Source organism: Nocardioides secundeburneus (assembly GCF_039939255.1).
GTDB lineage: Bacteria > Actinomycetota > Actinomycetes > Propionibacteriales > Nocardioidaceae > Nocardioides.
Genome location: NZ_JBDUUE010000001.1, coordinates 203,835 through 226,555, shown reverse-complemented (window position 1 = coordinate 226,555; position 22,721 = coordinate 203,835). Strand labels below are relative to the sequence as shown.

Sequence of the window (22,721 nt, the reverse complement as noted above, 5' to 3'; positions counted from 1 at the left end):
CCTATGGGCGCGGACAAGGGTGGCCGGACGGGGCCCGTTCGGCCCGTGCCGGCCGCCCGGACGGGCAGCGGATCAGCCCGCGACGCCGTAGAGCCGGTCGCCGGCGTCGCCGAGGCCGGGCACGATGTAGCCCTTCTCGTTGAGCCGCTCGTCGAGCGCGGCCGTGACGACGGTGACCGGGACGTCGAGTCCCTCGAGGCCTCGCTCGAGGTTGGCGCAGCCCTCGGGCGCCGCGAGCAGGCACACGCAGGTGATGTGGTCGGCGCCGCGGTCGGTGAGGAAGCGGATGGCGGCGGCCAGGGTGCCGCCCGTGGCCAGCATCGGGTCGAGCACGTAGCACTGCCGCCCGCTCAGGTCGTCGGGCAGCCGCTCGGCGTAGGTGGAGGCCTCGAGCGTCTCCTCGTTGCGCACCATGCCCAGGAAGCCGACCTCGGCCGTGGGCAGCAGCCGCATCATGCCGTCGAGCATGCCGAGGCCGGCCCGCAGGATCGGCACCACCAACGGCTTGGGCGTGGCCAGCTTGGTGCCGGTCATCGGGGCCACGGGGGTGACGATCTGGTCGGGCTCGACCCGCACCTCGCGGGTCGCCTCGTAGGCCAGCAGGGTGACCAGCTCGTCGGCGAGCCGCCGGAAGGTGGGCGAGTCGGTGCGCACGTCGCGCAGCACGGTGAGCTTGTGGGCCACGAGCGGGTGGTCGACGACGTGGGTACGCATGGCGGGAGCCTAGTGGGCCAGAGCGACCGGAAACCCCTTGACCGTGGGCCGGGGCCTCGTGCCACCCTGGACCCATGGTCGAGCAGCTCGACGACGTCGACTTCGCCCTGGCCGCCTGGCGCCGCTCGGGGGAGTGGGTCGTGGGCGAGCTCGCACACGACCTGCCGGCCGACCTCGACCTCCTCGCCGACGCCCTGCGGCGCTTCTCCGACGACGTCGTCGTCGCGCTCATCGGCCTCGACGACGACTACTTCGTCATCGTCCGGGTCGACCAGGTGCGCACCCGGGTGCTGCTCTCCGACCCGACCGCCGCCGACGAGTGGGACGTCGCCGCCTCGGTGCTCGAGTTCCTCGACCTCCCGGCGCCCGACGAGGACGACGACGACCAGGACGCCGTCGGCGACCTCGACCTGCTCGCCGACCTCGGCCTGGCCGAGGACGACCTCGAGGACCTCCTCGACGACGTCGACGCCTACCCCGACGAGCTGCTCAGCGACGTGGCCCGCGCCATGGGATTCGGCCAGCTCTTCGACGACGCACTCGGGCTCGCTCCCGCGTGAGTGCCCCGATCGACTGGCGCGACCCGATGCGGCTCGCGCTCGGGGAGGCGCGCGCGGCTCTCGCCACCGGCGACGTGCCGATCGGCGCGGTCGTGCTCGATGCCGCCGGGGGCGTGATCGGGGTCGGGCGCAACGTGCGCGAGGCCGAGCACGACCCGACCGGGCACGCCGAGGTGGTCGCCCTGCGCGCGGCCGCCCGCCGCCGCGGCGAGTGGCGCCTCGACGGCTGCACGCTCGTCGTCACCCTCGAGCCGTGCACCATGTGCGCCGGTGCGGCCGTGCTCGCCCGGGTCGACCGGGTCGTGCTCGGTGCCTGGGACGACAAGGCAGGAGCGGTCGGCTCGTTGTGGGACGTCGTGCGCGACCGCCGCCTCAACCACCGCCCCGAGGTCGTCGGCGGGGTGCTGGCCGACGAGTCGTCGGCGCTGCTCGAGGAGTTCTTCGCCGCCCGCCGATGACTCTGCCCGCCGACCGGGGTCGGCACGGATCATGGAAGCCCACGACATGACGCCTGCGACGCAGGCCCTCGCCTCGCTCGTGCGGTCGGTCTCGGACGACGACCTCACCCGCCCCACGCCCTGCCCGGCGTACACCGTCGGCGACCTGGTCGACCACATCGGCGGCCTGACGATCGCCTTCACCGCCGCGGCCACCAAGCAACCGCTCGACGGTGCCCACGCCGGGCCGAGCGGGGACGCCGGCCGCCTCGAGGCCGGGTGGCGCGACCGCATCGCCGCCGACCTGGCCGGCCTCGCCGAGGCGTGGGCCGACCCGTCGTCGCGGGTGGGCACGGCCCAGGCCGGACCGGTCGAGCTGCCCGCCGAGGTCGCCGCCCTCGTGGCGCTCAACGAGGTCGTCGTGCACGGGTGGGACCTCGCGGTCGCCACCGGCCGGGCATGGGAGCCCGACCCGGCGTCGGTCGCGGTCTGCACGGGGTTCGTCGCGTCGTTCGAGGTTCCCGACGAGGTGCCGGACGGCGAGGGTCCGTTCGGTGCGCCCGTCGAGCCGTCCGCCGACGCGAGCGACCTCGACCGCCTCGTGGCGCTGGCCGGGCGCGAGCCCCGGTGGTCTGCCTGACGTTGCTCCGCTGTTCAGTTGGCACGAGCTCGAAGGTCAGCCCATCGCGCCTCCCTCGCCGTGCGGCCCCGAGACGCAGAACTCCTTGCCGACCGCTCGACCTCGGCCTCGAGGTCGTCGGCAGCGAGGTCGAGGTGCCAACGGCTCTTGCCCGCCGTCGGCTCGTCGACGTGCTGCCCGCCGACCTGGTCGGCCCACCAGCCGGCCAGGGTCGTCGGGTCGGTCGTGTCGCACGCGACCGTCTCGAGCCTCATCGCCATGCGCGGCACGCCAGCCGCGACCACCGACAACCCCAGGACGACTCGATGACGACTCGACGACAACCCGATTTAGCGCTCCGGAAGCCCTCCGGTAATCTCTCCCGCGGTGGCGTGTCCGAGCGGCCGAAGGTGCAACACTCGAAATGTTGTGTGGGGTCAAACCCACCGTGGGTTCAAATCCCACCGCCACCGCCAGCCTGCCGATCAGCCCCCGACGCACGTGTCGGGGGCTGATCGTCGTCCAGGGGTCCGATGCCGGGGCGAGGCGGGGCGCCTCAGCTCTCCCTGAGCGCCAGCTGCAGCATCAGGGCGAGGCGCTGGCGGTGGTCGCGCAGGTCGACCTGGCCGACCTCCCGCACCCGTCGGAGGCGGTAGCGGAACGTGTTGGGGTGCACGAAGAGGGCCTCGGCGGCCTCGTTCACGTCGCCGAAGGCCTCGAGCCAGGCGCGCAGGGTGGGCACCAGGCTGGAGGCGTGACGGGCGTCGTAGTCGACCAGGCGGGCCAGGGGTCCGGTGGGCGGCACGTCCTGGGCGCTGGCCAGGTCGCGCAGGTCGAGCAGCAGCAGGTCGGTGTGGACGTCGGCCAGCCGCGCCACCGCAGGCCCGCTGCGTCGTCCGCCCGAGTCGTGGCGCTCGCGCAGGACGCGGAGCACGCGGTCGGCCGTGGCGCGCGACCGGGCGACGCCGGCCGGCGTCGAGGCGATCGGGCCGACCGCGATCAGCGGTCGGGTCCGGTCACCGATCCGGTCGACGAAGTCGCGGGCCGTCGCGACGACCCGCTCGTCGGCGTCGCTGTCGGCCGACGACGTGGCGGCGATGCCGTACGCGGTGCCGCCGAGCAGCGCCGTGGCCGAGCGCGGGTTCATGGCCGAGAGGTGCACGGCGAAGGCGTCGGCGAGACGCTCGCGCTCCTGCGACCTGCTCGGGTCGCCGGCCTCGCCACCGCCGGCGACGGTGAGGGCCAGCACGACCAGCGGCACGTCGGCGAGCCCGAGCCGGGCAAGCGAGTCCTGGGCGCCGATGCCGCCCTCGAGCACCGAGCTGACGAGGTCGGTGCGCACGCGACGCTGCACGTCGGAGCCGGCCCGGGCCCGCAGCAGGTGGAGGGCGGTGAGGGTCGCCGCCTCGCGGAACGCCTGCGTCCGCTCGGGCGAGAGGGGCGCGTGCACCGCCGCCCAGATCGAGCCGAGGACCTCCTCGCCGGCCCGGACGGCGATGGCCACGCGCGGCAGCAGGAAGGCGTCGTCCTCGGCCGGGCTGATGTAGACGGGCTGGTCGCTGCGGTGCAGCTCGCCGAACACGCCGCGTTCGCTGAGGATGCGCGCGTAGCGCTCCGGGACCTGGCGACCCAGGATCGTCTCGACGCGCGACGGGTCGGCCTCGCCCTGCCGTTCGGAGAACGCCAGCACCCGCGAGCTGCGGTCCTCGATGGTGATCGGGGCGTCGAGCAGCGCGGCCACGGCGTTCGCCACGGCGAACAGGTCGCCGGACGGCAGGCCCCCCAGCGACTCCTGCTCGGCCCCGCCGACGTCGCCCTCCGCGAGCAGCGAGCGGAGCATGGCGGCCAGGTGTGCCCAGGGTGCGCCGCGGCTGAGCCCCAGCACGGCCACGCCGGCGTCGTCGGAGGCGGCGCGCACCTCGTCGGTGACGGGGCACGGCGACCTCAGCACCAGGCCGGCGGCACCGGCCCCGCCGAGGTCGGCGAGCACGGCGGCCACGTGCTCCGGCGACTCCAGGCCGACGCCGAGGACCAGCGCGTGCGGGGGCAGGACGGGGGCGTCGAGCGGGTCGTGGATGACGACGCCACCGATGGCGTCGGCGTCGTCCGGGACCCCGTGGACGAGGTCGAGCAGCGTGGCGCCGAGGTGGTCGATCACCCGCCGCAGGCTCGCCCGGGGACGCGGGGCCGGCGCCGTGCTCACGAGCACGAGGCTACGACCTGCCCGCCGCGCGGTGGGTCGACGACGCTCAGGCCGGGATCCACTCCGTGCCGGTGGTGACGGCGGCGAGCTCGTCCTCGACGGGGAGGACGCCGAGCCCGGGCCCGTCGGGCACGGCCAGGTGGCCGTCGTCCAGCACGAACGGCTCGGTGATGTCGCGCGCGTAGTAGCGACCCGAGGCCGAGGTGTCGCCCGGCAGCGTGAAGCCGGGCAGCGCGGCGAGCGCCACGTTGGCCGCGCGGCCGAGCCCGGTCTCGAGCATGCCGCCGCACCACACCGGGACGCCGTGGGCGACGCACACGTCGTGGATGCGCCGGGCCTCGAGGTAGCCGCCGACCCGACCGGGCTTGATGTTGACGATCGCGGCGGCTCCGAGGCGGATCGCGGCCGCGGCCGACTGCGCCGAGACGATCGACTCGTCGAGGCACACCGGCGTCGCGATCTGTCGCGCCAGGTCGGCGTGCCCGAGCACGTCCTCCTCCTCGAGCGGCTGCTCGATGAGGAGCAGGTCGAACGGGTCGAGGCGCGCGAGGTGACGCGCGTCGCCGAGGGTGTAGGCGGTGTTCGCGTCGACCTGGAGCAGCACGCCGTCGCCGTAGGTCTCGCGCACGGCACGGACGGGCTCGACGTCCCACCCGGGCTCGATCTTGAGCTTGATGCGCACGTAGCCCTCGTCGAGGTAGCCGCCGACGGCGTCGACCAGGGCCGGCACGCTGTCCATGATCCCGACCGAGACCCCGCACGGCACCCGGTCGTGGACGGCGCCGAGCTCGCGGGCGAACGAGCGGCCCTGGCTGCGCAGCTCGGCGTCGAGGACGGCGGTCTCGAGCGCCGCCTTGGCCATGCGGTGCCCCCTGAACGGCGCCAGCAGGGCGGCCACGTCGGTGGCCGCGACGCTCGGAACGGCGGTCAGCGCCGGCACGAGGAAGCGGCGCAGCACGTCGACGACGCCCTCGACGTACTCCGAGGAGTAGCGGGGGTCGGCCATCGCGACGCACTCGCCCCAGCCCTCGGCCTCGTCGGTGACGGCGCGCAGGAGCACGAGCTCACGCGTCGTCTGGGTCCCGAACGACGTGCGGAACGGCGACACCAGCGGCATCGCCACCCGTCGCAGCTCTACTCCGATCAGCCTCACGCCGACCTCCTCACCAGGTAGTGGCCGGTCCGGTCGAAGCCGACGACGCGGCCACCGTCGTCGAGCAGGGTGGTCAGCGCCTCGCGGACGGCGTGGCGCCACCGCGCGGCGAGGGAGGGGTCCGCAGCACGCAGCGCTGCCACGTCGAGCGGGACGGCGACGCTCACCGTCTCGCCCTCGAGCGAGCCCGGCACCGGTCCGCCGTCGGGCCCGACGGCCAGGCCGACCACCGGTTCCGGACCGGTCGGTGCGGGAGACGCGGAGCCGGTCGTGGCCGCCGACGCGACGAGCGGGTCGCGCAGGTCCCACCGCAGGAGCAGCCGGTCGGTGTCGTCGGTGCCGTTGATGGCGTCGCGCATGGGCCCGTAGAAGTCGGTGAGGTACTGCACCGGGCGGGCGGCCAGCTTGGTGATGTTGAAGTAGGCGTTGCGGCTCACCAGCGGGTCGAAGGTCCACACGATCCGGTCGACGCCGCGCAGCATCGACCACGCCCGTTGGTGCAGCTTCAGCGCGAGCCCGACGTGGCGGCCCGCGACCTCCGGCGCGGTGCCGGCGATGTGGCTGTGCAGCGCACCCTCGGCCGGGGCGTGGAAGAACGCGACGCACGCCCCGACCAGGCGGTCGCCGTCCGGGCCGTCGAAGGCGCCGGTGACGTAGTTGCCGGCCTTGCCGAACGCGCGCAGCAGCTCGGGGTTGATGGGCGGGTTGGCGTCGCGCCCCCAGACGCGGGCGAGTAGGGCGCCCACCTCGGCCACGCCGGCCAGGTCGTGCACCTCGCGCACGGTCACCCCGGAGGCCAGTGCGGCCGCGTCGGCCGCCTGCACGGCGGCGTCGAGGTCGAGGTCACGCCCGAACGGCGGCTCGGCGACTCCGGTCAGGGTGTCGCCATGGTCTCGGTGGCTCATGGTCGCGACGCACCGCCCAGCACGGCGACGGACGTCGTCCGCCTCGGCGCGAGCAGGTCGGCGACCAGTGCTGCCAGCAGGGCGGTGCGCCCCGGCAGCTCGTCGACGACGACGTGCTCGTCGTCGGCGTGCGCGCCGCCGCCGACGGCGCCCAGGCCGTCGAGGGTGGGGGTGCCGACGCCGGCGCAGAAGTTGCCGTCCGAGGCGCCGCCGACCGACGCCGACGACGGCGCGGGCAAGCCGAGGCGCATCGCGACCTCGGTGGCCCGTGCGAAGAGGTCGACGGACGCCGCGGCGTCGAGCGGCGGCCGGTTCGGGCCGCCCGTGACGGTGACGCTCGCCCCCGGGAGGACCGGACGCAGGGCGAGCATCGCCCGGTGCACGCGGTCCTGCTCCGCACTCGTGCGGGCGCGCACGTCGACCGAGAACGACCCGGCGGCCGGCACGGTGTTGGTGGTGGTGCCGCTGCGCAGGGCGGTCGGCGTCACCGTGGTGCCTCGGGCCCCGTCGCCGAGTCCGGCGACCGCGAGTGCGTGGTGCGCCAGCTCGAGGGTGGCGTTGACCCCGCGCTCCGGCTCGAGCCCGGCGTGCGCCGCGCGCCCGACGACGCCGACGTCGTAGAGCGAGACGCCCTTGCGCTCGGTCTTGAGCGCGCCGCCGCCGGCCGAGGCCTCGAGCACCAGCGCGGCCTCGGCCCCGCGGGCGTCGTCCTCGATGAGGGTGCGCGAGGTGGGGGAGCCGATCTCCTCGTCGCCGGTGACGAGCAGCGTGACGCCGTCGACGTCGCCGGCGTCGTGCAGGGCGGCGAGGGCGTGCAGCGCCATCACCAGCCCGGCCTTCATGTCGAAGCAACCGGGCCCGCGCAGCACGCCCTGCTCGACCGTGCACGGGTGGGTGGCGAGCGAGCCGAGCGGCCAGACGGTGTCGTGGTGGGCGAGCAGCAGCACCCGGGTCGGGCCGGCGCCGAGCCGCCACCGCAGGTGGGTGCGGCCGTCGACGACGATCCGCTCGGGCTCGGTGCCGAGGTGGCGCGCCCCCAGACGCGCCACCTCGGCGGCCGACCGCGCGACGGCGGCACGGTCGTCGGAGGGCGACTCGCACTCGACGAGCGTGCGGACGTCGTCGAGGAGCGCGGGCAGGTCGGGCCGCATCAGTCGACCCGCGGGGTGGCGCGCACGCCGAAGTGCACGTAGCGCTCGCCGGTGGGCAGCTCGTAGAAGGTCACCGGCGCCCACGTGTCGGCCTCGGGCGGGCGGACGGCGAACAGGGCCGGGCCCGCGGGCACGAGCGTGTGCTCCTCGACGGGGTCGGGCATCATCTCGGCCAGCGGGCCGAGGATCGTGGTGCGCAGGGCCGGTCCGCCGCGGGTCTCGTCGGTGGTGCCGTCGGCGAGCACCTCCATGCGCACCGAGGAGCGGGCGTAGATGCCCACGAAGGGCGTCACGTCGACGTCGGCCGGCTCGGCCGGCGGCGCGAACGGCCGCGCCATCTCGACGTCGGCGACCTCGGCGAAGATCTCGCGGTAGAGGTCCTCGTAGAGGTCGCGGGTGTGCCCGCCGTTGCACAGCAGGGCGACCGCGACGGCCGGGCGGTCGCCGTCCGCGGGCAGCATCCGGAGGAAGCCGGCCTGGCCGAGGGTGTTGCCGTCGTGGCCGACGAGGCGGTGGCCGGACCAGTCGAAGCGGATCCAGCCCAGGCCCCACGAGTCGCCGAGGATGAGCTTGTCGGGCAGGTCGACCTCGTGGGCGGTCATCGCCGCGACGGTCTCCTCGGCCAGCAGCCGGGTGCCGTCGGGCGCGAGGCCGCCGGACAGGTGCAGGCGCGCGAAGCCGAGCACGTCGCGCACGGTCGACTTCACGAGACCGGCGGGGCCGACGCTGCGCGGCAGGTCCCACACCGGCGTGGGCACCTGCTCGCCGTCGTCGTCGACGTGACCGACGGCCGCGGCCTCGAGGATCGCCTCCTCGGGCAGCGTCGAGGTGCGGGTGAGGCCGAGCGGGACGAACAGCCGCTCGCGCATCGCCTCGTCCCAGGTCTGCCCGGTGACCTTCTCGATCACCCGGCCCAGCAGCGACCAGCCGGAGTTGCAGTACGACCAGGTCGCACCGAGCGGGTGGTTCTGCGCGACGTCGCCCAGCAGGTCGACGTACTTCTCCAGGCAGTCGTCGCCGCGGCCGGTGTCGGTGAACACGTCACCGTCGATGCCGCTGGTGTGAGTGAGCAGGTGGCGGATCGTGACCTGCTTGGTCACGTCGGGGTCGGCGAGCCGCAGCTCGGGCACCACCTCGGCCACGGGGGTGTCGAGGCGCAGCCGGCCCTCGTCGACCAGCTGCATGACCACGGTCGCCGTCCACACCTTGGTGATCGAGCCGATCTGGAAGACCGACGCGGGCGTGGCGGGCTGCCCGGTGCGCAGGTTGAGGACGCCGTGCGCCACCTCGACCAGGTCGTCGCCGTCGAGGATGCCGAGCTGTGCGCCGGGCACGTGGTGCTTCTCGGCGAGGACGGCGAGGCGCCGCTGCCAGTGGGCGGCGTCGAGCCGGGGCCGGCCGCCGCGGAGCGTGTGCTGCTCGACCCACTCGACCAGCCGACGGGCGTAGTCGAGACGGTGCGAGGGCCGGCCGAGCAGCACGAAGGCGTGCGACGCACCGGGGTAGACGACCAGCTCGGTGGGCACGCCGAGGCCCCGCAACGAGGTGTGCCACTGCTGGCCCTGGCCGAGCGGGCACGTGAGGTCGTCGGCGCCGTGCAGCACCAGGGTCGGCGTCGAGACCCGGTGCACGGCCGTGATCGGCGACATCGCCGCGTAGGCCTCCGGCTGGTCCCACGGCGTCCCGCCGAGCTCGTACGCGCTCATGCAGTGGCCGTCGTCGCAGGTGCCGAACATGCTGGTCATGTCGCTGACGACGCCGCCGGCCACGCCGGCCTTGAAGCGGTCGTCGTGCCCGGTGAGCCAGCAGGTCATGAACCCGCCGTAGCTGTAGCCGGTCACGGCGAGGCGGTCGGCGTCGACGACGCCCTCGGCGACGAGGGTGTCGACGGGCTCGAGGAAGTCGCGGTGGTCGGCCACGCCCCACGCGCCGTGCACGCCGTCGAAGAACGCCTCGCCGTAGCCGTCGCTGCCGCGCGGGTTGACCAGCAGGACCGCCCAGCCCCGGGCCACGAGCTCCTGGTGGTAGGGGTGCATCTGGTCGGCAGCGGCGTTCCAGGCGTTGTGCGGGCCGCCGTGCACGTCGAGCAGCAGCGGCCGCGGCCCGGGGTGCTCGGCGGCGTCGGGCCGCAGGAGCCAGCCCTGCACGCTGGTGCCGTCGGAGATCGTGAAGGTGCGCTCCTCGGGCTCGACCAGCGCGACGTCGGCCAGCGCGGCCCCGTGGTCGGTGAGGACGGTCTCGGCGCCGCTCGCGACGTCGACGGCCACGATCTCGCCGTGCGAGGTCGGGGTGCCGAGGGCGACGACGGCGGTGCCGCCGACGACCGACAGGCCCGACACGACGCGACCCGCGCCGGCCACCACCGGTCGTGCGTCGGCCCCGGGCTCGTCGCCCAGCGCCCACACGTGGGTGCAGCCGTGGTCGCGCACGCACACCAGGAGCGTGCCGTCGGCCGTGCGCTGCGGCCGGCCGCCGGGGTAGGCCGGTCCGCCGGCCATCACGTTGCGGTCGAGGTGGGCGCTGAGGCTGACCACCGCCTCGTCGGTGCCGCCGGTGCCGCCAGGGCTACCGGGGTCGACCCGCAGCAGGTGCTGGTGGCCGACCGGGTCGCCCGGGTAGCCGATGACGAGCAGGTCCGCGCCGTCGGCGCCGGCGTCGGTGCCGGCGTCGAACGACACCGCGCCCGCGACGCCGTCGGCGAGCGCCACGGTGCGCACCTCGGCCTTGGGGTCGTCGACGTCGAGCAGGTGGACGGCGGTGCGGTAGGTCAGGTCGCTGTCGTCGCCGACCTTGCGCGTGAAGGCGAGCGTGCGCCCGTCGGGCGACCACGCCGGGTCGCCGGCGTGCTCGGGGCCGTCGGTGACCTGGCGACAGGAGCCGCCGTCCGCGGACACGTCGAGCACGAACAGCTGCCGCCGGACGGCGCCCAGCATGCCGGCGCCGTCGACCTGGTAGTCGGCGCGCCGGGCGACGAGCGGGGCGCCGTCCGGGGCGTCGTCGCCGGCCGGGTCGACCGGCGCGGCGAACGCGAGGCGCGAGCCGTCGGGGCTCCACGCCGGCCGACCGGCTCCGGCGGGGGCGTGCCCGAGCGGCTCGGCGTCGCCGCCGTCGGGGTCGAGCAGGTGCGGCCGGCCGTCGCGCAGGAAGGCGATCCGTCGTCCGTCGGGCGACCACGTCGGCGTGGTGTCGGCCGGGCCGGCCGTGAGCCGGCGGGGGGCGGCGCCGTCCACGGGCACCAGCCACAGCTCGTCGACGTTGCGGTCGGCCTCGAGGTCGAGGGTGCGCAGCACGTAGACGACGCGGGCGCCGTCGGGGGACAGGGCCGGCTGCGAGGGCACGGCGAGCAGGGCGAGGCCGTCGAGGCGGGCGGGTCGGGTCATCGGTCACTCCTGCTCGGTGCGGGGACGGCGGCACGGTGGCCGCCCGGGACGGCCGCGAGGAGCTCGCGGGTGTAGTCGTGCTCGGGGTCGGCGAGCACCTGTGCGGTGGGGCCCTGCTCGACGATCCGGCCGTGGCGCATGACCGCGACCCGGGTGGCCACGTACCGCACGACGGCGAGGTTGTGGCTGATGAACAGCATCGAGAGCCCGAGCTCGCGCTGCAGGTCGCGCACCAGGTTCAGCACGGCGCCCTGGATCGAGACGTCGAGCGCCGAGGTGATCTCGTCGGCCACGACGACGGCCGGACGGCCGGCCAGCGCGCGGGCCAGGGCCACCCGCTGGCGCTGGCCCCCGGACAGCTCGGCGGGGCGCGCGCCGCCGCGACCCGGCTCGAGGTGGACGAGCTCGAGCAACCGGGCCACCTCGGCTCGTCGTGCGGCGCGCGACGAGCCGGGCGGGATGGCCTCGGCGATGCTCTCGCCGACGCTCATGCGCGGGTCGAGCGAGGAGTGGGGGTCCTGGAAGACCATCCGCACGGGACGGTGGCGTCCGCGCACGGGCACGGGTGCGTCGCCGAGGGTGATGCGGCCCTCGAACGGCACGAGGCCGACGGCGGCCCGGGCCAGGGTCGACTTGCCCGAGCCCGACTCGCCGACCAGGCCGACCACCTCGCCCTCGGGCACGGTGAGGCTGACGTGGTCGACGGCCGTGACGCCGCCGTAGCGCACCACCACGTCGTCGAAGCGCAGCTCGCTCATGACACCTCCAGCGGCGGACGGGCCGCGACGTCGCGTGTCTGCGGCGCCACCGCACCGGTCTCGTCGGCGTGCCAGCAGGCGACGCGGCGTCCGCCCGGGTCGGTGGCGAGCGGCGGGTCCTCGGCCCGGCACCGGGGCGAGACCAGGGGGCACCGGTCGGCGAAGGCGCAGCCGACGGGCACGTCGGCCGGGTCGACGGGCCGGCCGGGGATGGTGGCCAGCGGCTGGTCGAGGTCGGTCGTCATGTCGGGCACCGCGGCGACCAGGGCCCGGGTGTAGGGGTGCCGGGCACTGGTGGCCAGGTCGGCGGCGGGCAGGTCCTCGACGACGCGGCCGGCGTACATGACGAGCACCCGGTCGCACACCTCGCGGACGACGGCCACGTCGTGGCTGATGAGCACCAGGGCGACGTCGTCGGCCTCGCGGATGGCGGCGAGGAGGTCGAGCACCTGCTGCTGCACGGTGACGTCGAGGGCGGTGGTCGGCTCGTCGGCCACGATGAGCGCGGGGGAGCCCATGAGGCCCATGCCGATCATCGCCCGTTGGCGCATGCCGCCGGAGAACTCGTGCGGGTACTGGCGGGCCCGTCGCTCGGGGTCGGTGATGCGCACCGAGCGCAAGCGGTCGACGGCCCGGGCCAGGGCCGCGCGCCGGTCGAGGCCGTGGTGGTGTCGCGAGACCTCCGCCAGTTGCGCGCCGATGCGCTGCGTGGGGTTGAACGACGTCGCGGGGTCCTGGAAGACCAGCGACAGGCTGGTGCCGAGCAGGCGCCGCTGGGCGCGGGAGTCGGCGCCCTGCAGGTCGGTGCCGAGCAGCTCGAGGCGCTCGGCGTCGACGCGTCCCGGCTCGCCGACCAGCCGCGCCGCGGCGAGCGCGGTGAGCGACTTGCCGGAGCCGGACTCGCCGACGATGCCGAGCGCCTCGCCGCGCCGCACGGTGAACGAGACGCCGCGCACCGGCCGGACGACGCCGTGCTCACCCGGGAACGAGACCTCGAGGTCGCGCACGTCGAGGACGACGTCGCCGTCGCCGTCGGTGCCGGTGGCGGTGTCGCGTGCGGTCGTGGCGGCGGCGCGGCCGCCGCCCGGGGCGCGGCGCGACCCGCGTGGGGCGAGCGCCGACGCGGTGGTGGTGACGCCGAGGCTCTTGGCCACGCACTCGCCGAACAGGTTGAACGCCAGGCCGGCCAGCAGCACGGCCGCGCCGGGGGCAAGGGCCGCGGCCGGGTTGAGGTAGAGCAGCGAGACGCCGTCGAAGAGCAGGCGGCCCCAGTCGTAGGCCGGCTGCTGGACGCCGAGGCCCAGGAACGAGAGCCCGGCGAACGACAGCAGGGCCCCGCCGGCGCCGATGGTGGCGTTGACGACGAGCGGCTCGGCGACGTTGGGCAGCACGTGCCGCACCAGGATCCGCGGCCGGCTCACGCCCGCGACCAGGGCGGCCTCGACGTACTCCCGCCCGGCGACGCCGGCGACGAGCGTCTGCACGAGGCGCGCGAACGCCGGCGCCCCGGCGCAGCCGATCGCGAGCACGGCACCGAGCGCCCCCACCCCGAAGACCACGGCGAAGAACAGCGCGAGCAGCAGGCCGGGGAAGGCGACCGCGACGTTGACCGCGGCCACGACCAGCCGGCCGCCGAAGCGGCCGAGCAGGAACGGCGCCGTGCCCAGCAGCAGGCCGACGGCGACCGCGATCGCGGTGGCGGCGAGGGCCAGCCCGATGGAGAGACGGGCCGCGACCAGCGTGCGCAGGAAGATGTCGCGCCCGAGGTTGTCCGTGCCCGCCCAGTGCTCGCCCGACGGCCCGGCGAGCAGGTTGTCGGTGTCGTCGGCCGCCGCCGCGTCGGCGAGCAGCACCGGGCCGAGCAGGGCCAGCAGCAGCACGGCGACCGTGAGCACCGTCGCCGTCAGGCCGAGGGGGGTGCGCAGCACCGCCGTCCATCGCCGCACGTCAGTCCTCCCGGATCATCGAGCGCGGGTCGATGAGCGCCAGAGCGACGTCGACGGCGGTGTTGACGATCAGCACGCCGACGCCGTAGACGATGACGATGGCCTGCACGAGCGGGTAGTCCTTGGCCAGGATCGAGGACACGATCGTGCTGCCGAGCCCCGGCCAGGCGAAGACGTTCTCGACCAGCACCGTGCCGGCCACCATCGAGCCGAGCAGCATGCCGCCGAGGGTGAGCGAGGCCGTGAGGGCGTTGGGCAGCGCGTGGCGCAGGTAGACGGTGCGGCTCGGCAGCCGCTTGGCCCGCGCGGTCCGCACGAAGTCGGCCTCGAGCACGGCGACCATCTCCACGCGCACGATGCGGGCCAGCACGGCGGCGGGCCCCACGGCGAGCGAGAGCGCGGGCAGCACGTAGGCGCTCGGGGTGTTGTCGCCGGCGACCGGCAGCCAGCCGAGCCCGACGCCGAAGACGTAGACCAGGGCCACGCCCAGCAGGAAGTCGGGGACGAGACCGAGCACGACGCTGGTCGTGGTGAAGCCGAGCTCGGTGCGTCGTCCGCGACCGCGACGGGTCAGGGCGCCCACGCCGACGCCGAGCGGCACGGCGATCGCGACCGCGACGACGAAGCCCAGCACGGCCAGCGAGAGCGTGGCGGGCAGGCGTTGGGCGATGACCTCCTGCACCGGCAGCCGCAGCGACAACGAGGTGCCGAGGTCACCGGTGAACAGGCCCTGCACGAAGTGCCAATACTGCACCAGGAACGGGTCGTCGAGGCCGAGCTCGGCCCGCCGCGCGGCGACCAGGTCGGCCGAGGCCGTCGGGCCGAGCGAGGTGCGCACGGGGTCGCCCGGGATGAGGTGGATCATCAAGAAGGAGGCCGAGACCAGCACCCAGAGCGAGCCGAGCAGTCGTCCGGCGCGCCGGACGGCGAAGCGCCGCCACGGCCCGGACCACGCCGGTCGCCCCTGCGTGGGCGCCGTCGTCGCGACGGCGGCCGGAGCCTCCCCGAGAGCCATCGGTCAGTTCGCCAGCATGCGGATGCTGGTGGGCACGAACTGCCCCGGGTACTGGAACTCGGCGCCGTTGCCGAAGGTCTTCACCAGGCTGTTGGCGAAGGGGACCACGTCAGCGTCCTCGACCAGGTGGGCCTCGGCCTCCAGCCACGTGGCACAGCCCTCCTCGGCGGGCAGCGCGGAGGCCCGGGCGACGGCGTCCTCGTAGTCGGCGTTCTCGATGCGCGCGAAGTTGGTGCCCTCGGGCGCCGGGGTGCCGGACAGGAAGGGGACGAGCTGGTCGGGGTAGTTCACGTTGAGGGGCAGCCACGCGACGTCCCAGTCGCCGGTGCCGAAGACGGTCTCCTGGATGGGCCCGGCCCCCTCGGGACGCGCCTCGACCTCGAGGCCGGCCTCCTCCCACTGCTGGACGGCGAGCTCGGCGGCCGCGGCGCCGCCCGACCCGGCCACGGCGGTGTTGTAGACGAAGGTGATCCGGGAGACGCCGGCCTGCTCCAGCGCCGCGCGGGCGGCGTCGACGTCCTGCTCGGGCAGGGCGGGCGAGACCGAGTCGCCGGGGCAGCCGACCGGGTCGATGGCGGCGAAGGTCGTGGGCGGCCCGCCGCGGTCGGCGGTCAGCACGCGCTGCAGCTCGGCCAGGTCAAGGGCCTGCGTCAGGGCCAGTCGGACGGCGGGGTCGCTGGTCACGTGGTCGTCGCCGTGGTGGTACCACTGCTCGCCCACGATGGCCTGGGCCTCGGTGCTGAACAGGCCCTGGGCCTCGAGCCGCGCGGCGTCGGCGCCGGCCACGATGGCGGCGTTGATCTCGCCCGAGGTCAGCAGGTTCGCGGCGGTCGACTCGTTCTCGACGACCCGCACGACGATGGTGTCGGGCATGCCGGGCTCGTCGCTCGTGGCGCCGTCCGGGCCCCACGTGTAGCCGTCGCGACGGGCGTAGGTGTACTGGTTGCCGGGCTGGGCGTCGGTCAGCTTGTAGGCGCCGGTGCCCAGGGTGGCGTCGGACAGTGATGCGCGATCGGCCAGGCCGGCCGCGCAGACGATGGGCAGGTTGGCCAGCCCCTGCAGCACGAACGGGGCCGGTGCGGCCAGCTCGATGCTGACGGTGCGCGCGGCGTCGTCCGCGGTCACCGTGGCCTCGGCGGGCAGGAAGACGCCGAGGAACGGGCTCTCGTTGGCGGGGTCGCCCACGTAGTCGAGGTTGTCCTTGACGTCGCTCGCGGTCAGCTCGGAGTCGTCGCTGCAGGTGATGCCCTCGGCGAGGGTGAGCTCGACCGAGGTGCCGTCGAGCGACCACTCGCTCGCCAGGCCCGAGACCACCTCGCCGTCGGCGTCGATCGCCAGCAGCCGGTCGTAGGCGAGCTGGCTGATGGAGAACAGCCCGGTCCCGGCCGAGGACTGCGGGTCGAGCTGGCCGGGGTCGGCGTTGAAGGCCATCGTGAAGGTGCCGCCGCTGACGTAGTCGCCGCCGCCGGCTCCGCCGCTGCTCGAGCCGCCACCACCGCCGCCGCAGGCGGCGAGGAGGACGGCCGTGGCGCCGAGCGCGAGGGCGGCACCGCCGAGACGGCGAGGCGGACGGGCGTGGGTGCGGTCCGTCATGCGGGTTCCTCCGGTGGTGTGGTGGGTGGTCGCGGGGCGTGCGGGTGGGTGCGGCGTCAGGCGCCGGCGCGCCGGACGGCCCGGCCGAGGTGCAGGTACAGCGCGCGGCCCTGTCCGTCGTCGCCGACGAAGGCGTGGGGCATGAACATGCCGCGGTCGGCCTCGAGGGGGATGAGCATGTCGTCGCGGTAGTGCACGAGCTCGGTGCGCTCGACCTTGCCGCCCATCTCGATCAGCGCGCCCTTGGGCTGCTGCTCGATCCAGACCCGGCCGCCGTCGTCCTGGCTGACGACGAGGTCGAAGACCTCGGCCGAGTAGGTGCCGAGGTAGCGCGAGACGTCGACCGGGCGCGGCGACGCGGGCGGGTGCGGCAGCGGCGGGAGGTGCACGCCGGCGACCTCGGCCAGGACGCGGCCGACGACGTCGCGGTAGAGCGACACGGCGTCGCCGCCGTTGGTCAGCAGGACGACGGCGGTGCCGGTGGCGGGGACGATGCGCAGGAACGCCGCCTGGCCGATGGTGTTGCCGTCGTGGCCCACGACGTCGCCGTCGGGGGTGTCGAAGCGTTCGAACCCCAGGCCCCAGGAGTCGCCCATCAGCCCGAGGGGCGGCAGGTCGACCTCGCGGGACTGCATGCGCGACGGCGTCCCGGGGGCGAGCACCTGGGTGCCGTCGACGGCGCGGCCGTCGTCGAGGTGCATCCGCGCGAAGGTGGTCAGGTCGCGGGCGGTCATGGCGAGCATGGCGCCGGCCGGCCCGTTCGAGCGGGCCATCGCCCACATCGGCGCGGGCACGTGGCCCTGGCCGGCCTCGGCCTCGACGTGACCCATCGCGGCGCGGAACATGATCGCCTCGTAGGGGCTGGTGGCGGTGTGGGTCAGGCCGAGCGGGGCGGCCAGGTGCTCGCGCAGGCACGTGTCGTAGGGCTTGCCGCGCAGGACCTCGACGAGGCGGCCCAGCACGCAGTAGCCGGCGTTGTTGTAGGAGAACCGCTCGCCGGGCGGGAACAGCTGCGGGACGTGGCCGAGCGTCGCCACGTACTTCTCGACGCAGTCGTCGCCGGTGCCGGTGTCGGTGAAGATGTCGCCCTCGAAGCCGGCCGTGTGGTTGAGCAGCATCCGCACGGTCATGCGGTCGGCGGCCTCCGCGTCGGCGACGTGCAGCTCGGGCAGGTGGCGCCGCACCGGTTCGTCGAGCCCGACCAGCCCTTCGTCGACCAGCTGCATCACCAGCGAGGCGGTCCACAGCTTGGTGATCGAGCCGATCTGGAAGACCGAGTCCGCGGTCGCCGTCACACCCGTGCCGCGGTGCAGGATCCCGGCGGCACCGTCGACGGTCTCGCCGTCGTGCAGCACCGCCCACGCCGCCGCGGGCACGTCGTACTTCTCGAGCAACGCAGGCAGGTGCTCGTCGATCCAGGACCGGGTGCTCTCGAGCTCTGCCATGGCACGAGACTAGGAATTCGCGAGCATCCTCGTTGGTCCGATCCGACGATCCTCGCGGCTCCTGTTGGTTCTCATGCACGAAGTCGTCGTCCCGCGCGGTGGGTCTGAGGCGGTGGTTCACTAGCATCGGGCCGGTCGCGGGGTGGGCTCGCCGACGACCGCCGGTAGGAGCGCCGCATGACCCAGCAGGGCGAACCGCCCCTCCGCCGCGTGCTCGCGGTCGTCGCCGCCGGTGGCGTGCTCGGGTCGGCGGCGCGTCACGCGCTCGAGGTGGCCTGGCCGACGTCGTCCGGCGGGTTCCCGGCCGCCACCTTCGTGACCAACGTCGTCGGGGCGATGCTGCTCGGCGCACTGATGGTCGTGGTCGTCGAGCGCGGTGGTGCGCACCCCCTGCTGCGCCCATTCCTCGGCGTGGGCGTCCTGGGCGGGTTCACCACCTTCTCGACCTACGCGGTGCAGACCACGGTGCTCGTCGACGCGGACCATGCGCTCGTCGGGCTCGGCTACCTGCTGCTGACCCCGGTCGTCGCGGTGGCGGCGGTCGGGGTCGGCATGGCCGCCGTGCGCCGCGCGACGAGGGGCACAGCGCGATGACCGACTACCTCTGGCTCGCCCTCGGCGCCGCCGTCGGTGCGCCGGCGCGCTACCTCACCGACCGCGCCGTCCAGGCCCGCGTGGGCACGACGCTGCCGTGGGGCACGCTCGCGGTCAACGTGGTGGGCTCGTTCGTGCTCGGCGTCCTCGTCGGCTGGGGCACGACGCACGACGTGCCGGACGCCGTCGTGCTCGCCGTCGGCACCGGGTTCTGCGGGGCGCTGACGACGTACAGCACGTTCGCCTACGAGACGGTGCGTCTGCTCGAGTCCGGTCGGTGGCGCGGGGCGGCCGTGAACGTGGGCCTCTCCCTGGTCGCCGGTGTCGGCGCGGCGGTGGTCGGGTATCTCCTAGCCTGAGGGGCGTGGACCTCCTGCCCGACCTGCCGGCGCTGCGCCTGCTGGCCGACGTCGCCCGGCTCGGCAGCATCGGCGCGGCCGGGCGGGCGGCGGGCATCTCGCAGCAGTCGGCCTCGGAGCGGCTGCGGGCGATGGAGACCCAGACCGGGCTGGTGCTGGTGCAGCGGGCCACGACCGGTTCGTCGCTGACGTCGGCCGGGCGGTTGCTGGTCGAGTGGAGCCGCGGGCTCCTCGACCAGGCGGCCGAGGTCGAGGCGGCGCTGCGCACGCTCCAGGAGGAGCGGACGCGTGGGCTGCACGTGCACGCGAGCATGACGACGGCCGAGTACCTCCTCCCCGGCTGGCTGGTGCGCCTGCGACGCGACCGCGGGACGGCGGCGAGCCTGCACGCCACCAACTCCGAGGCCGTCGTCGACGCCGTCCGCGCCGGCCAGGCCGACATCGGCTTCATCGAGGGGCCGGCCGACCTCGCCGGGCTCGCCTCCCGCGTCGTCGGCGACGACCGGCTCGTGCTCGTCGCCGAGCCCGGCGACCCGTGGGCCCGTCGCCGCAAGCCGCTCGGCGCCGACGAGATCGCCCGGCGCCCGTTGACCAGCCGCGAGGCCGGGTCCGGCACCCGCCGCGTCGTCGAGGACGCCTTCCGTGCCCTGGGGCACGAGCCGGCCGAGCCCGAGGTCGAGCTGACGACGACGTCCGCCGTGCTGGCCGCGGTGCGCGCCGGCAGCCCGCCGGCCTTCCTCAGCGAGCGGGTGGTGGTGGGCGACACCGGGTCGGGGCGTCTCGTCGAGGTGCCGACCGCCGACCTCGACCTGCGCCGGCGGTTCACCGCCGTGTGGGTCGGCAGCAGCCGGCCGCCCGCGGGGCCGCTGCGCGACCTCTTGGGTATTGCCGGACGCGCTGTCCGCTGAAAATCTTTGCTAGGGTGGTCGCGAGCCAGCACGGCTCACCGGACGAGGGAGCCGTACCCGGAACGCGACAAGACGGCCATCCAGGAGCTCGTCATGGCATGGGTGGTCCTCGTTCTCTCCGGCGTCCTCGAGTCGGTCTGGGCGGTCGCGCTCGGCCGGTCCGAAGGCTTCAGCCGGCTGGTGCCCTCGCTCGTCTTCGCGGTCGGCCTGGTGCTGAGCATGGGCGGGCTCGCCTACGCGATGCGCACGCTGCCGCTCGGCACCTCCTACGCCGTGTGGGTCGGCGTCGGCGCCTCGCTGACCGTCACCTACGGCATGGTGGCCGGCGACGAGACCGTCAGCCTGGTCAAGGTGCTGCTGCTCGTCGGCCTCGTGGGCTGCATCGTCGGGCTCAAGCTCGCGCACTGATCTTCCCGGTCGACGTCGCGAGTGCCGCAGACGTGCGATCGTGCCTGACGTGCACCGACGCCTGGTTCCTGCTCTCGCGGTCGTCGTCCTGACCCTCGTGGCCTGCGACGGCGGCCGGCCGGACGATGCCTCGGTGTCGTCCAGCGCTTCGCCGGACGCCTCGTCCGTCGACCTCGCGCCCGGAATCGCCGCGCTCTACGCCGGCAACGCCCCGAGCCCGGAGGAGGCGGACGAGAGCGACTGCTTCGGCGACGCATTGCTCGACCGGCTGGGCGGGACCGACCTGGAGGCGGCCGGCATCGTCGTCGACGGCGCCGTCGTCACCGCGCTCCCGGTCCTCGACGCCGACACCGCCACGCAGTGGGTCCAGGCCCAGCACGAGTGCATCGACTTCGTGGAGGTCTCGACCCGTGCGCTCGGCGCGCAGAGCAAGGGCCGGGTGGCCGCCGGAGCCTATGCCGACTGTCTCCGGGCGGCGCTCACCGGCGCGGAGGTCGACGCCGCGCTCGTCGACACCCTCACCGGCGCGTTCGACACCGAGGCCGTGGCCGCCCTCGGCCGGGCGCAGGCCGACTGTGCCCGATCGGCGTCGCCCCCCGACTAGCCGGTCTACGATCGGCGAGATCACGAAGGAGTGAGGGACATGGGGTCCACCAGGAACATCGTCGGCGCCCTCGCGGGAGTGCTCGCCCTCACCGGTGCTCTGGTCGCACCGGTGACCACGACGGCCAGCGCCGCGCCCGCACGGGTCGCGGCACCCGACGTCGTCGATCCGGCCGAGCGCGGCGAGCCCGCCAAGCCCGGCAAGACCCCCCGCGGCAAGCGGCCCGCAGTCTTCGTCGGCAACAACTGGGAGGGCACCGCCACGCTGCTCGACCCGCGGAGCTTCCGGCGCATCGGCGTGCTCGACGTCGTCCCCGACTACGCACAGCGCATGCAGGAGATCGCCACCAACCCCTACCGGTTGGCCTACTTCCTCGCGATCCGCGCGCTGATCGGCGAGGGCAACGACCAGTTCGTCGACGACATGTACTCCTCCAACGACGGCCGCCTCGTCGTCATCTCCCGCCCGTCGTTCGCCGACGTCGTCGCGATCAGCCTCAAGACGAAGAAGATCGTCTGGCGCTTCCAGGTCGACGGCGTCCGCTCCGACCACATGGCGGTCTCGCCCGACGGCCGGCGCGTCGTCGTCAGCGCCTCCACCGGCAACGTCGTGCACGTGCTGCGCGTCGCCGACGGCACGGAGGTCGGCCGGTTCGCCTCGGGCGGCTCGCCCCACGAGTCGGTGTTCATCGACGGCGGCAAGCGCATCCTGCACGCCAGCATCGGCACGGTCTACAGCCCGCTCGACGAGCCCGGCATCCCCGACCCGCTCGAGGGCGAGCGGGTTCTGCAGGTCGTCAACGCGAAGACGCTGAAGGTCGAGCGCCGCTACGACCTGCGCAAGGCGCTCGACGCGCGCGGCCTGGACGACGTCAGCATCTCGGTGCGGCCGATGACGCTCTCGCCCGACGAGCAGAAGCTCTACTTCCAGCTCTCGTTCTTCCACGGCTTCGTCGAGCTCGACCGGCGCAGCGGCCGGATCACGCGGGTCAAGCGCCTGCCGAACCTCGTGCCTGACCTGCCGCGCCCCTTCTACCTGCTCGACTCCGCCCACCACGGCATCGCGGCCGGGCCCCACGGGCAGCGCATCTGCGTCGCCGGCACCATGAGCGACTACGCGACGCTGGTCAGCACCCGCACCTGGAAGCACACCCGGCTGATCAAGGGCGGCCTCAAGCCCTACTGGGTGACGCCGAGCGCCGACGGCAAGGACTGCTACATCTCCTGGTCCGGCTCCGACACCGTCTCCCGCATCTCCTACAAGACCGCCCGTATCCGCACGACGGTCAAGGTCGGCGACCACCCCCAACGCATCCGCAACGGCTTCATCCGCAGGGAGCTCGTGGCCGGGCTCGGCGTCGCGTCGTCCTCAGCGCCCCGCCGGACGACGTCCACGACGGCCTGGGAGCGACCCGCCGGGTAGCGCGTCTCCTGCCGGACGTTCGGCGGGGCCGGCCGACACCCCATGAGTCGGCCGGCCCCGTCGGGTCGGTGCGGGTCTGCGCGCTAGAGGATGCTGCGGCAGACCGCGAGGAGTGATCCGTTGCGATCGCCCGTGTAGATGGCCCAGCCCTCGTCGAAGCTGACCCGCTCGATGCGGTCGTCACGCTCGACCAGCGCCGAGCCCGGGATCACGTCGGGCCCGAAGCCGGTGGCCGAGCAGTCGTGGCGCTGCATCAGGTCGTCGAGCCGGGCCTGCGCGGCGATCTCGGCGGCGCTCGGCACCCGCACGTCGGCGGTCGCCGTCGGGCCCACCGTCGGGCCCACCGTCGGGGCCACTGCGAGCACGGCCACGGCGGCGGCGACCACGAGCTTGACGCCGTGGACGGCGGCGCGCTGTGTGCTGCTCGGCTGACGAGGCATGACGGTGCTCCGGGAGGGGGGAGTGTTCGTGGGAGGTGGGGGGGTCGTGCACCGAGATACCCCTCCAACGACGCTCCGGGGCCGAGGTCACGGCCGGGCCGTGACGA

General features: G+C 74.6%; 22 protein-coding genes, 1 tRNA gene and 1 riboswitch. Of the genes, 10 read left to right on the top strand and 13 right to left on the bottom strand.

Annotated elements, in window-relative coordinates:
* Nucleotides 1-72: 72 nt before the first annotated feature.
* Entirely contained in the window at nt 73-714 is a 642-nt protein-coding gene (gene upp / locus ABFT23_RS01080) for a uracil phosphoribosyltransferase (protein ID WP_347891929.1), read from the bottom strand.
* A 74-nt stretch (nt 715-788) separates the two neighbouring features.
* On the opposite strand from upp, the gene ABFT23_RS01075 reads away from it, so the two are divergent.
* Genes ABFT23_RS01075 through ABFT23_RS01065 form a run of 3 tightly spaced genes read left to right on the top strand, consistent with a single transcriptional unit; the run spans nt 789 to nt 2,351 of the window.
* Entirely contained in the window at nt 789-1,274 is a 486-nt protein-coding gene (locus ABFT23_RS01075; protein ID WP_347891927.1) for a tRNA adenosine deaminase-associated protein, read from the top strand.
* Nucleotides 1,271-1,732 (top strand): nucleoside deaminase, encoded by a 462-nt coding sequence (locus ABFT23_RS01070; protein ID WP_347891926.1) that lies wholly within the window; start codon nt 1,271-1,273, stop codon nt 1,730-1,732. Before ABFT23_RS01075 ends, ABFT23_RS01070 begins: the two co-directional genes overlap by 4 nt.
* A 31-nt stretch (nt 1,733-1,763) precedes the next feature.
* Entirely contained in the window at nt 1,764-2,351 is a 588-nt protein-coding gene (locus ABFT23_RS01065) for a TIGR03086 family metal-binding protein (protein WP_347891924.1), read from the top strand.
* A 14-nt stretch (nt 2,352-2,365) separates the two neighbouring features.
* On the opposite strand, the gene ABFT23_RS01060 is transcribed toward ABFT23_RS01065, so the two are convergent.
* The gene (locus tag ABFT23_RS01060) at nt 2,366-2,611 is read right to left on the bottom strand and encodes a VOC family protein (RefSeq protein ID WP_347891922.1); all 246 of its coding nucleotides are present in this window, start codon (nt 2,609-2,611) and stop codon (nt 2,366-2,368) included.
* 105 nt (nt 2,612-2,716) lie between these two features.
* On the opposite strand from ABFT23_RS01060, the gene ABFT23_RS01055 reads away from it, so the two are divergent.
* Nucleotides 2,717-2,806: transfer RNA gene (locus tag ABFT23_RS01055), tRNA-Ser, on the top strand.
* Nucleotides 2,807-2,886: 80 nt separating this feature from the next.
* Here the strand turns inward: ABFT23_RS01055 and ABFT23_RS01050 are convergent.
* Genes ABFT23_RS01050 through ABFT23_RS01005 form a run of 10 tightly spaced genes read right to left on the bottom strand, consistent with a single transcriptional unit; the run spans nt 2,887 to nt 17,879 of the window.
* Nucleotides 2,887-4,533: a PucR family transcriptional regulator gene (locus ABFT23_RS01050; RefSeq protein ID WP_347891921.1), complete on the bottom strand. Its 1,647-nt coding sequence runs from the start codon at nt 4,531-4,533 to the stop codon at nt 2,887-2,889.
* Between the two features lie 46 nt (nt 4,534-4,579).
* Nucleotides 4,580-5,686, bottom strand: a complete 1,107-nt coding sequence (gene menC, locus ABFT23_RS01045) for an o-succinylbenzoate synthase (protein WP_347891920.1) — start codon at nt 5,684-5,686, stop codon at nt 4,580-4,582.
* Nucleotides 5,683-6,591 (bottom strand): GNAT family N-acetyltransferase, encoded by a 909-nt coding sequence (locus tag ABFT23_RS01040; RefSeq protein WP_347891918.1) that lies wholly within the window; start codon nt 6,589-6,591, stop codon nt 5,683-5,685. Before ABFT23_RS01040 ends, menC begins: the two co-directional genes overlap by 4 nt.
* A complete protein-coding gene (locus tag ABFT23_RS01035) occupies nt 6,588-7,742 on the bottom strand; it encodes a M20 family metallopeptidase (protein ID WP_347891916.1) in 1,155 nt (384 codons plus the stop codon). The genes ABFT23_RS01040 and ABFT23_RS01035 overlap by 4 nt, the downstream gene beginning before the upstream one ends.
* The gene (locus ABFT23_RS01030; protein WP_347891914.1) at nt 7,742-11,122 is read right to left on the bottom strand and encodes a serine hydrolase; all 3,381 of its coding nucleotides are present in this window, start codon (nt 11,120-11,122) and stop codon (nt 7,742-7,744) included. The genes ABFT23_RS01035 and ABFT23_RS01030 overlap by 1 nt, the downstream gene beginning before the upstream one ends.
* The gene (locus tag ABFT23_RS01025; RefSeq protein WP_347891912.1) at nt 11,119-11,880 is read right to left on the bottom strand and encodes an ABC transporter ATP-binding protein; all 762 of its coding nucleotides are present in this window, start codon (nt 11,878-11,880) and stop codon (nt 11,119-11,121) included. Before ABFT23_RS01025 ends, ABFT23_RS01030 begins: the two co-directional genes overlap by 4 nt.
* Nucleotides 11,877-13,808 carry a dipeptide/oligopeptide/nickel ABC transporter permease/ATP-binding protein gene (locus ABFT23_RS01020; protein ID WP_347891911.1) on the bottom strand — a complete coding sequence of 644 codons (1,932 nt, stop codon included), beginning with the start codon at nt 13,806-13,808 and terminating at the stop codon, nt 11,877-11,879. The genes ABFT23_RS01025 and ABFT23_RS01020 overlap by 4 nt, the downstream gene beginning before the upstream one ends.
* Before the next feature lie 19 nt (nt 13,809-13,827).
* Nucleotides 13,828-14,841, bottom strand: a complete 1,014-nt coding sequence (locus ABFT23_RS01015; RefSeq protein ID WP_347891909.1) for an ABC transporter permease — start codon at nt 14,839-14,841, stop codon at nt 13,828-13,830.
* Between the two features lie 3 nt (nt 14,842-14,844).
* Nucleotides 14,845-16,434: an ABC transporter substrate-binding protein gene (locus tag ABFT23_RS01010; RefSeq protein WP_347891907.1), complete on the bottom strand. Its 1,590-nt coding sequence runs from the start codon at nt 16,432-16,434 to the stop codon at nt 14,845-14,847.
* 56 nt (nt 16,435-16,490) lie between these two features.
* On the bottom strand, nt 16,491-17,879 hold the full coding sequence (locus ABFT23_RS01005) for a serine hydrolase domain-containing protein (RefSeq protein ID WP_347891906.1): 1,389 nt from the start codon (nt 17,877-17,879) through the stop codon (nt 16,491-16,493).
* 177 nt (nt 17,880-18,056) lie between these two features.
* Here ABFT23_RS01005 and ABFT23_RS01000 point away from each other — a divergent pair, with 177 nt between their 5' ends.
* From ABFT23_RS01000 to ABFT23_RS00975, 6 genes are all read left to right on the top strand, one after another.
* Entirely contained in the window at nt 18,057-18,473 is a 417-nt protein-coding gene (locus ABFT23_RS01000; protein ID WP_347891905.1) for a fluoride efflux transporter FluC, read from the top strand.
* Nucleotides 18,470-18,832, top strand: coding sequence for a fluoride efflux transporter CrcB (gene crcB, locus ABFT23_RS00995; RefSeq protein ID WP_347891904.1), 363 nt, complete (start codon nt 18,470-18,472; stop codon nt 18,830-18,832). Before ABFT23_RS01000 ends, crcB begins: the two co-directional genes overlap by 4 nt.
* Before the next feature lie 5 nt (nt 18,833-18,837).
* Nucleotides 18,838-19,740: a LysR substrate-binding domain-containing protein gene (locus tag ABFT23_RS00990; protein ID WP_347891902.1), complete on the top strand. Its 903-nt coding sequence runs from the start codon at nt 18,838-18,840 to the stop codon at nt 19,738-19,740.
* Nucleotides 19,741-19,757: 17 nt separating this feature from the next.
* A riboswitch (guanidine-III (ykkC-III) riboswitch) is annotated at nt 19,758-19,821 on the top strand.
* 12 nt (nt 19,822-19,833) lie between these two features.
* A complete protein-coding gene (locus ABFT23_RS00985) occupies nt 19,834-20,148 on the top strand; it encodes a DMT family transporter (protein WP_347891901.1) in 315 nt (104 codons plus the stop codon).
* Between the two features lie 40 nt (nt 20,149-20,188).
* Nucleotides 20,189-20,752, top strand: coding sequence for a hypothetical protein (locus tag ABFT23_RS00980; RefSeq protein ID WP_347891899.1), 564 nt, complete (start codon nt 20,189-20,191; stop codon nt 20,750-20,752).
* 39 nt (nt 20,753-20,791) lie between these two features.
* Entirely contained in the window at nt 20,792-22,174 is a 1,383-nt protein-coding gene (locus ABFT23_RS00975) for a YncE family protein (RefSeq protein ID WP_347891898.1), read from the top strand.
* A gap of 83 nt (nt 22,175-22,257) precedes the next feature.
* Here the strand turns inward: ABFT23_RS00975 and ABFT23_RS00970 are convergent, their stop codons facing one another.
* Nucleotides 22,258-22,614 carry a hypothetical protein gene (locus tag ABFT23_RS00970; RefSeq protein ID WP_347891897.1) on the bottom strand — a complete coding sequence of 119 codons (357 nt, stop codon included), beginning with the start codon at nt 22,612-22,614 and terminating at the stop codon, nt 22,258-22,260.
* Nucleotides 22,615-22,721: the final 107 nt, after the last annotated feature.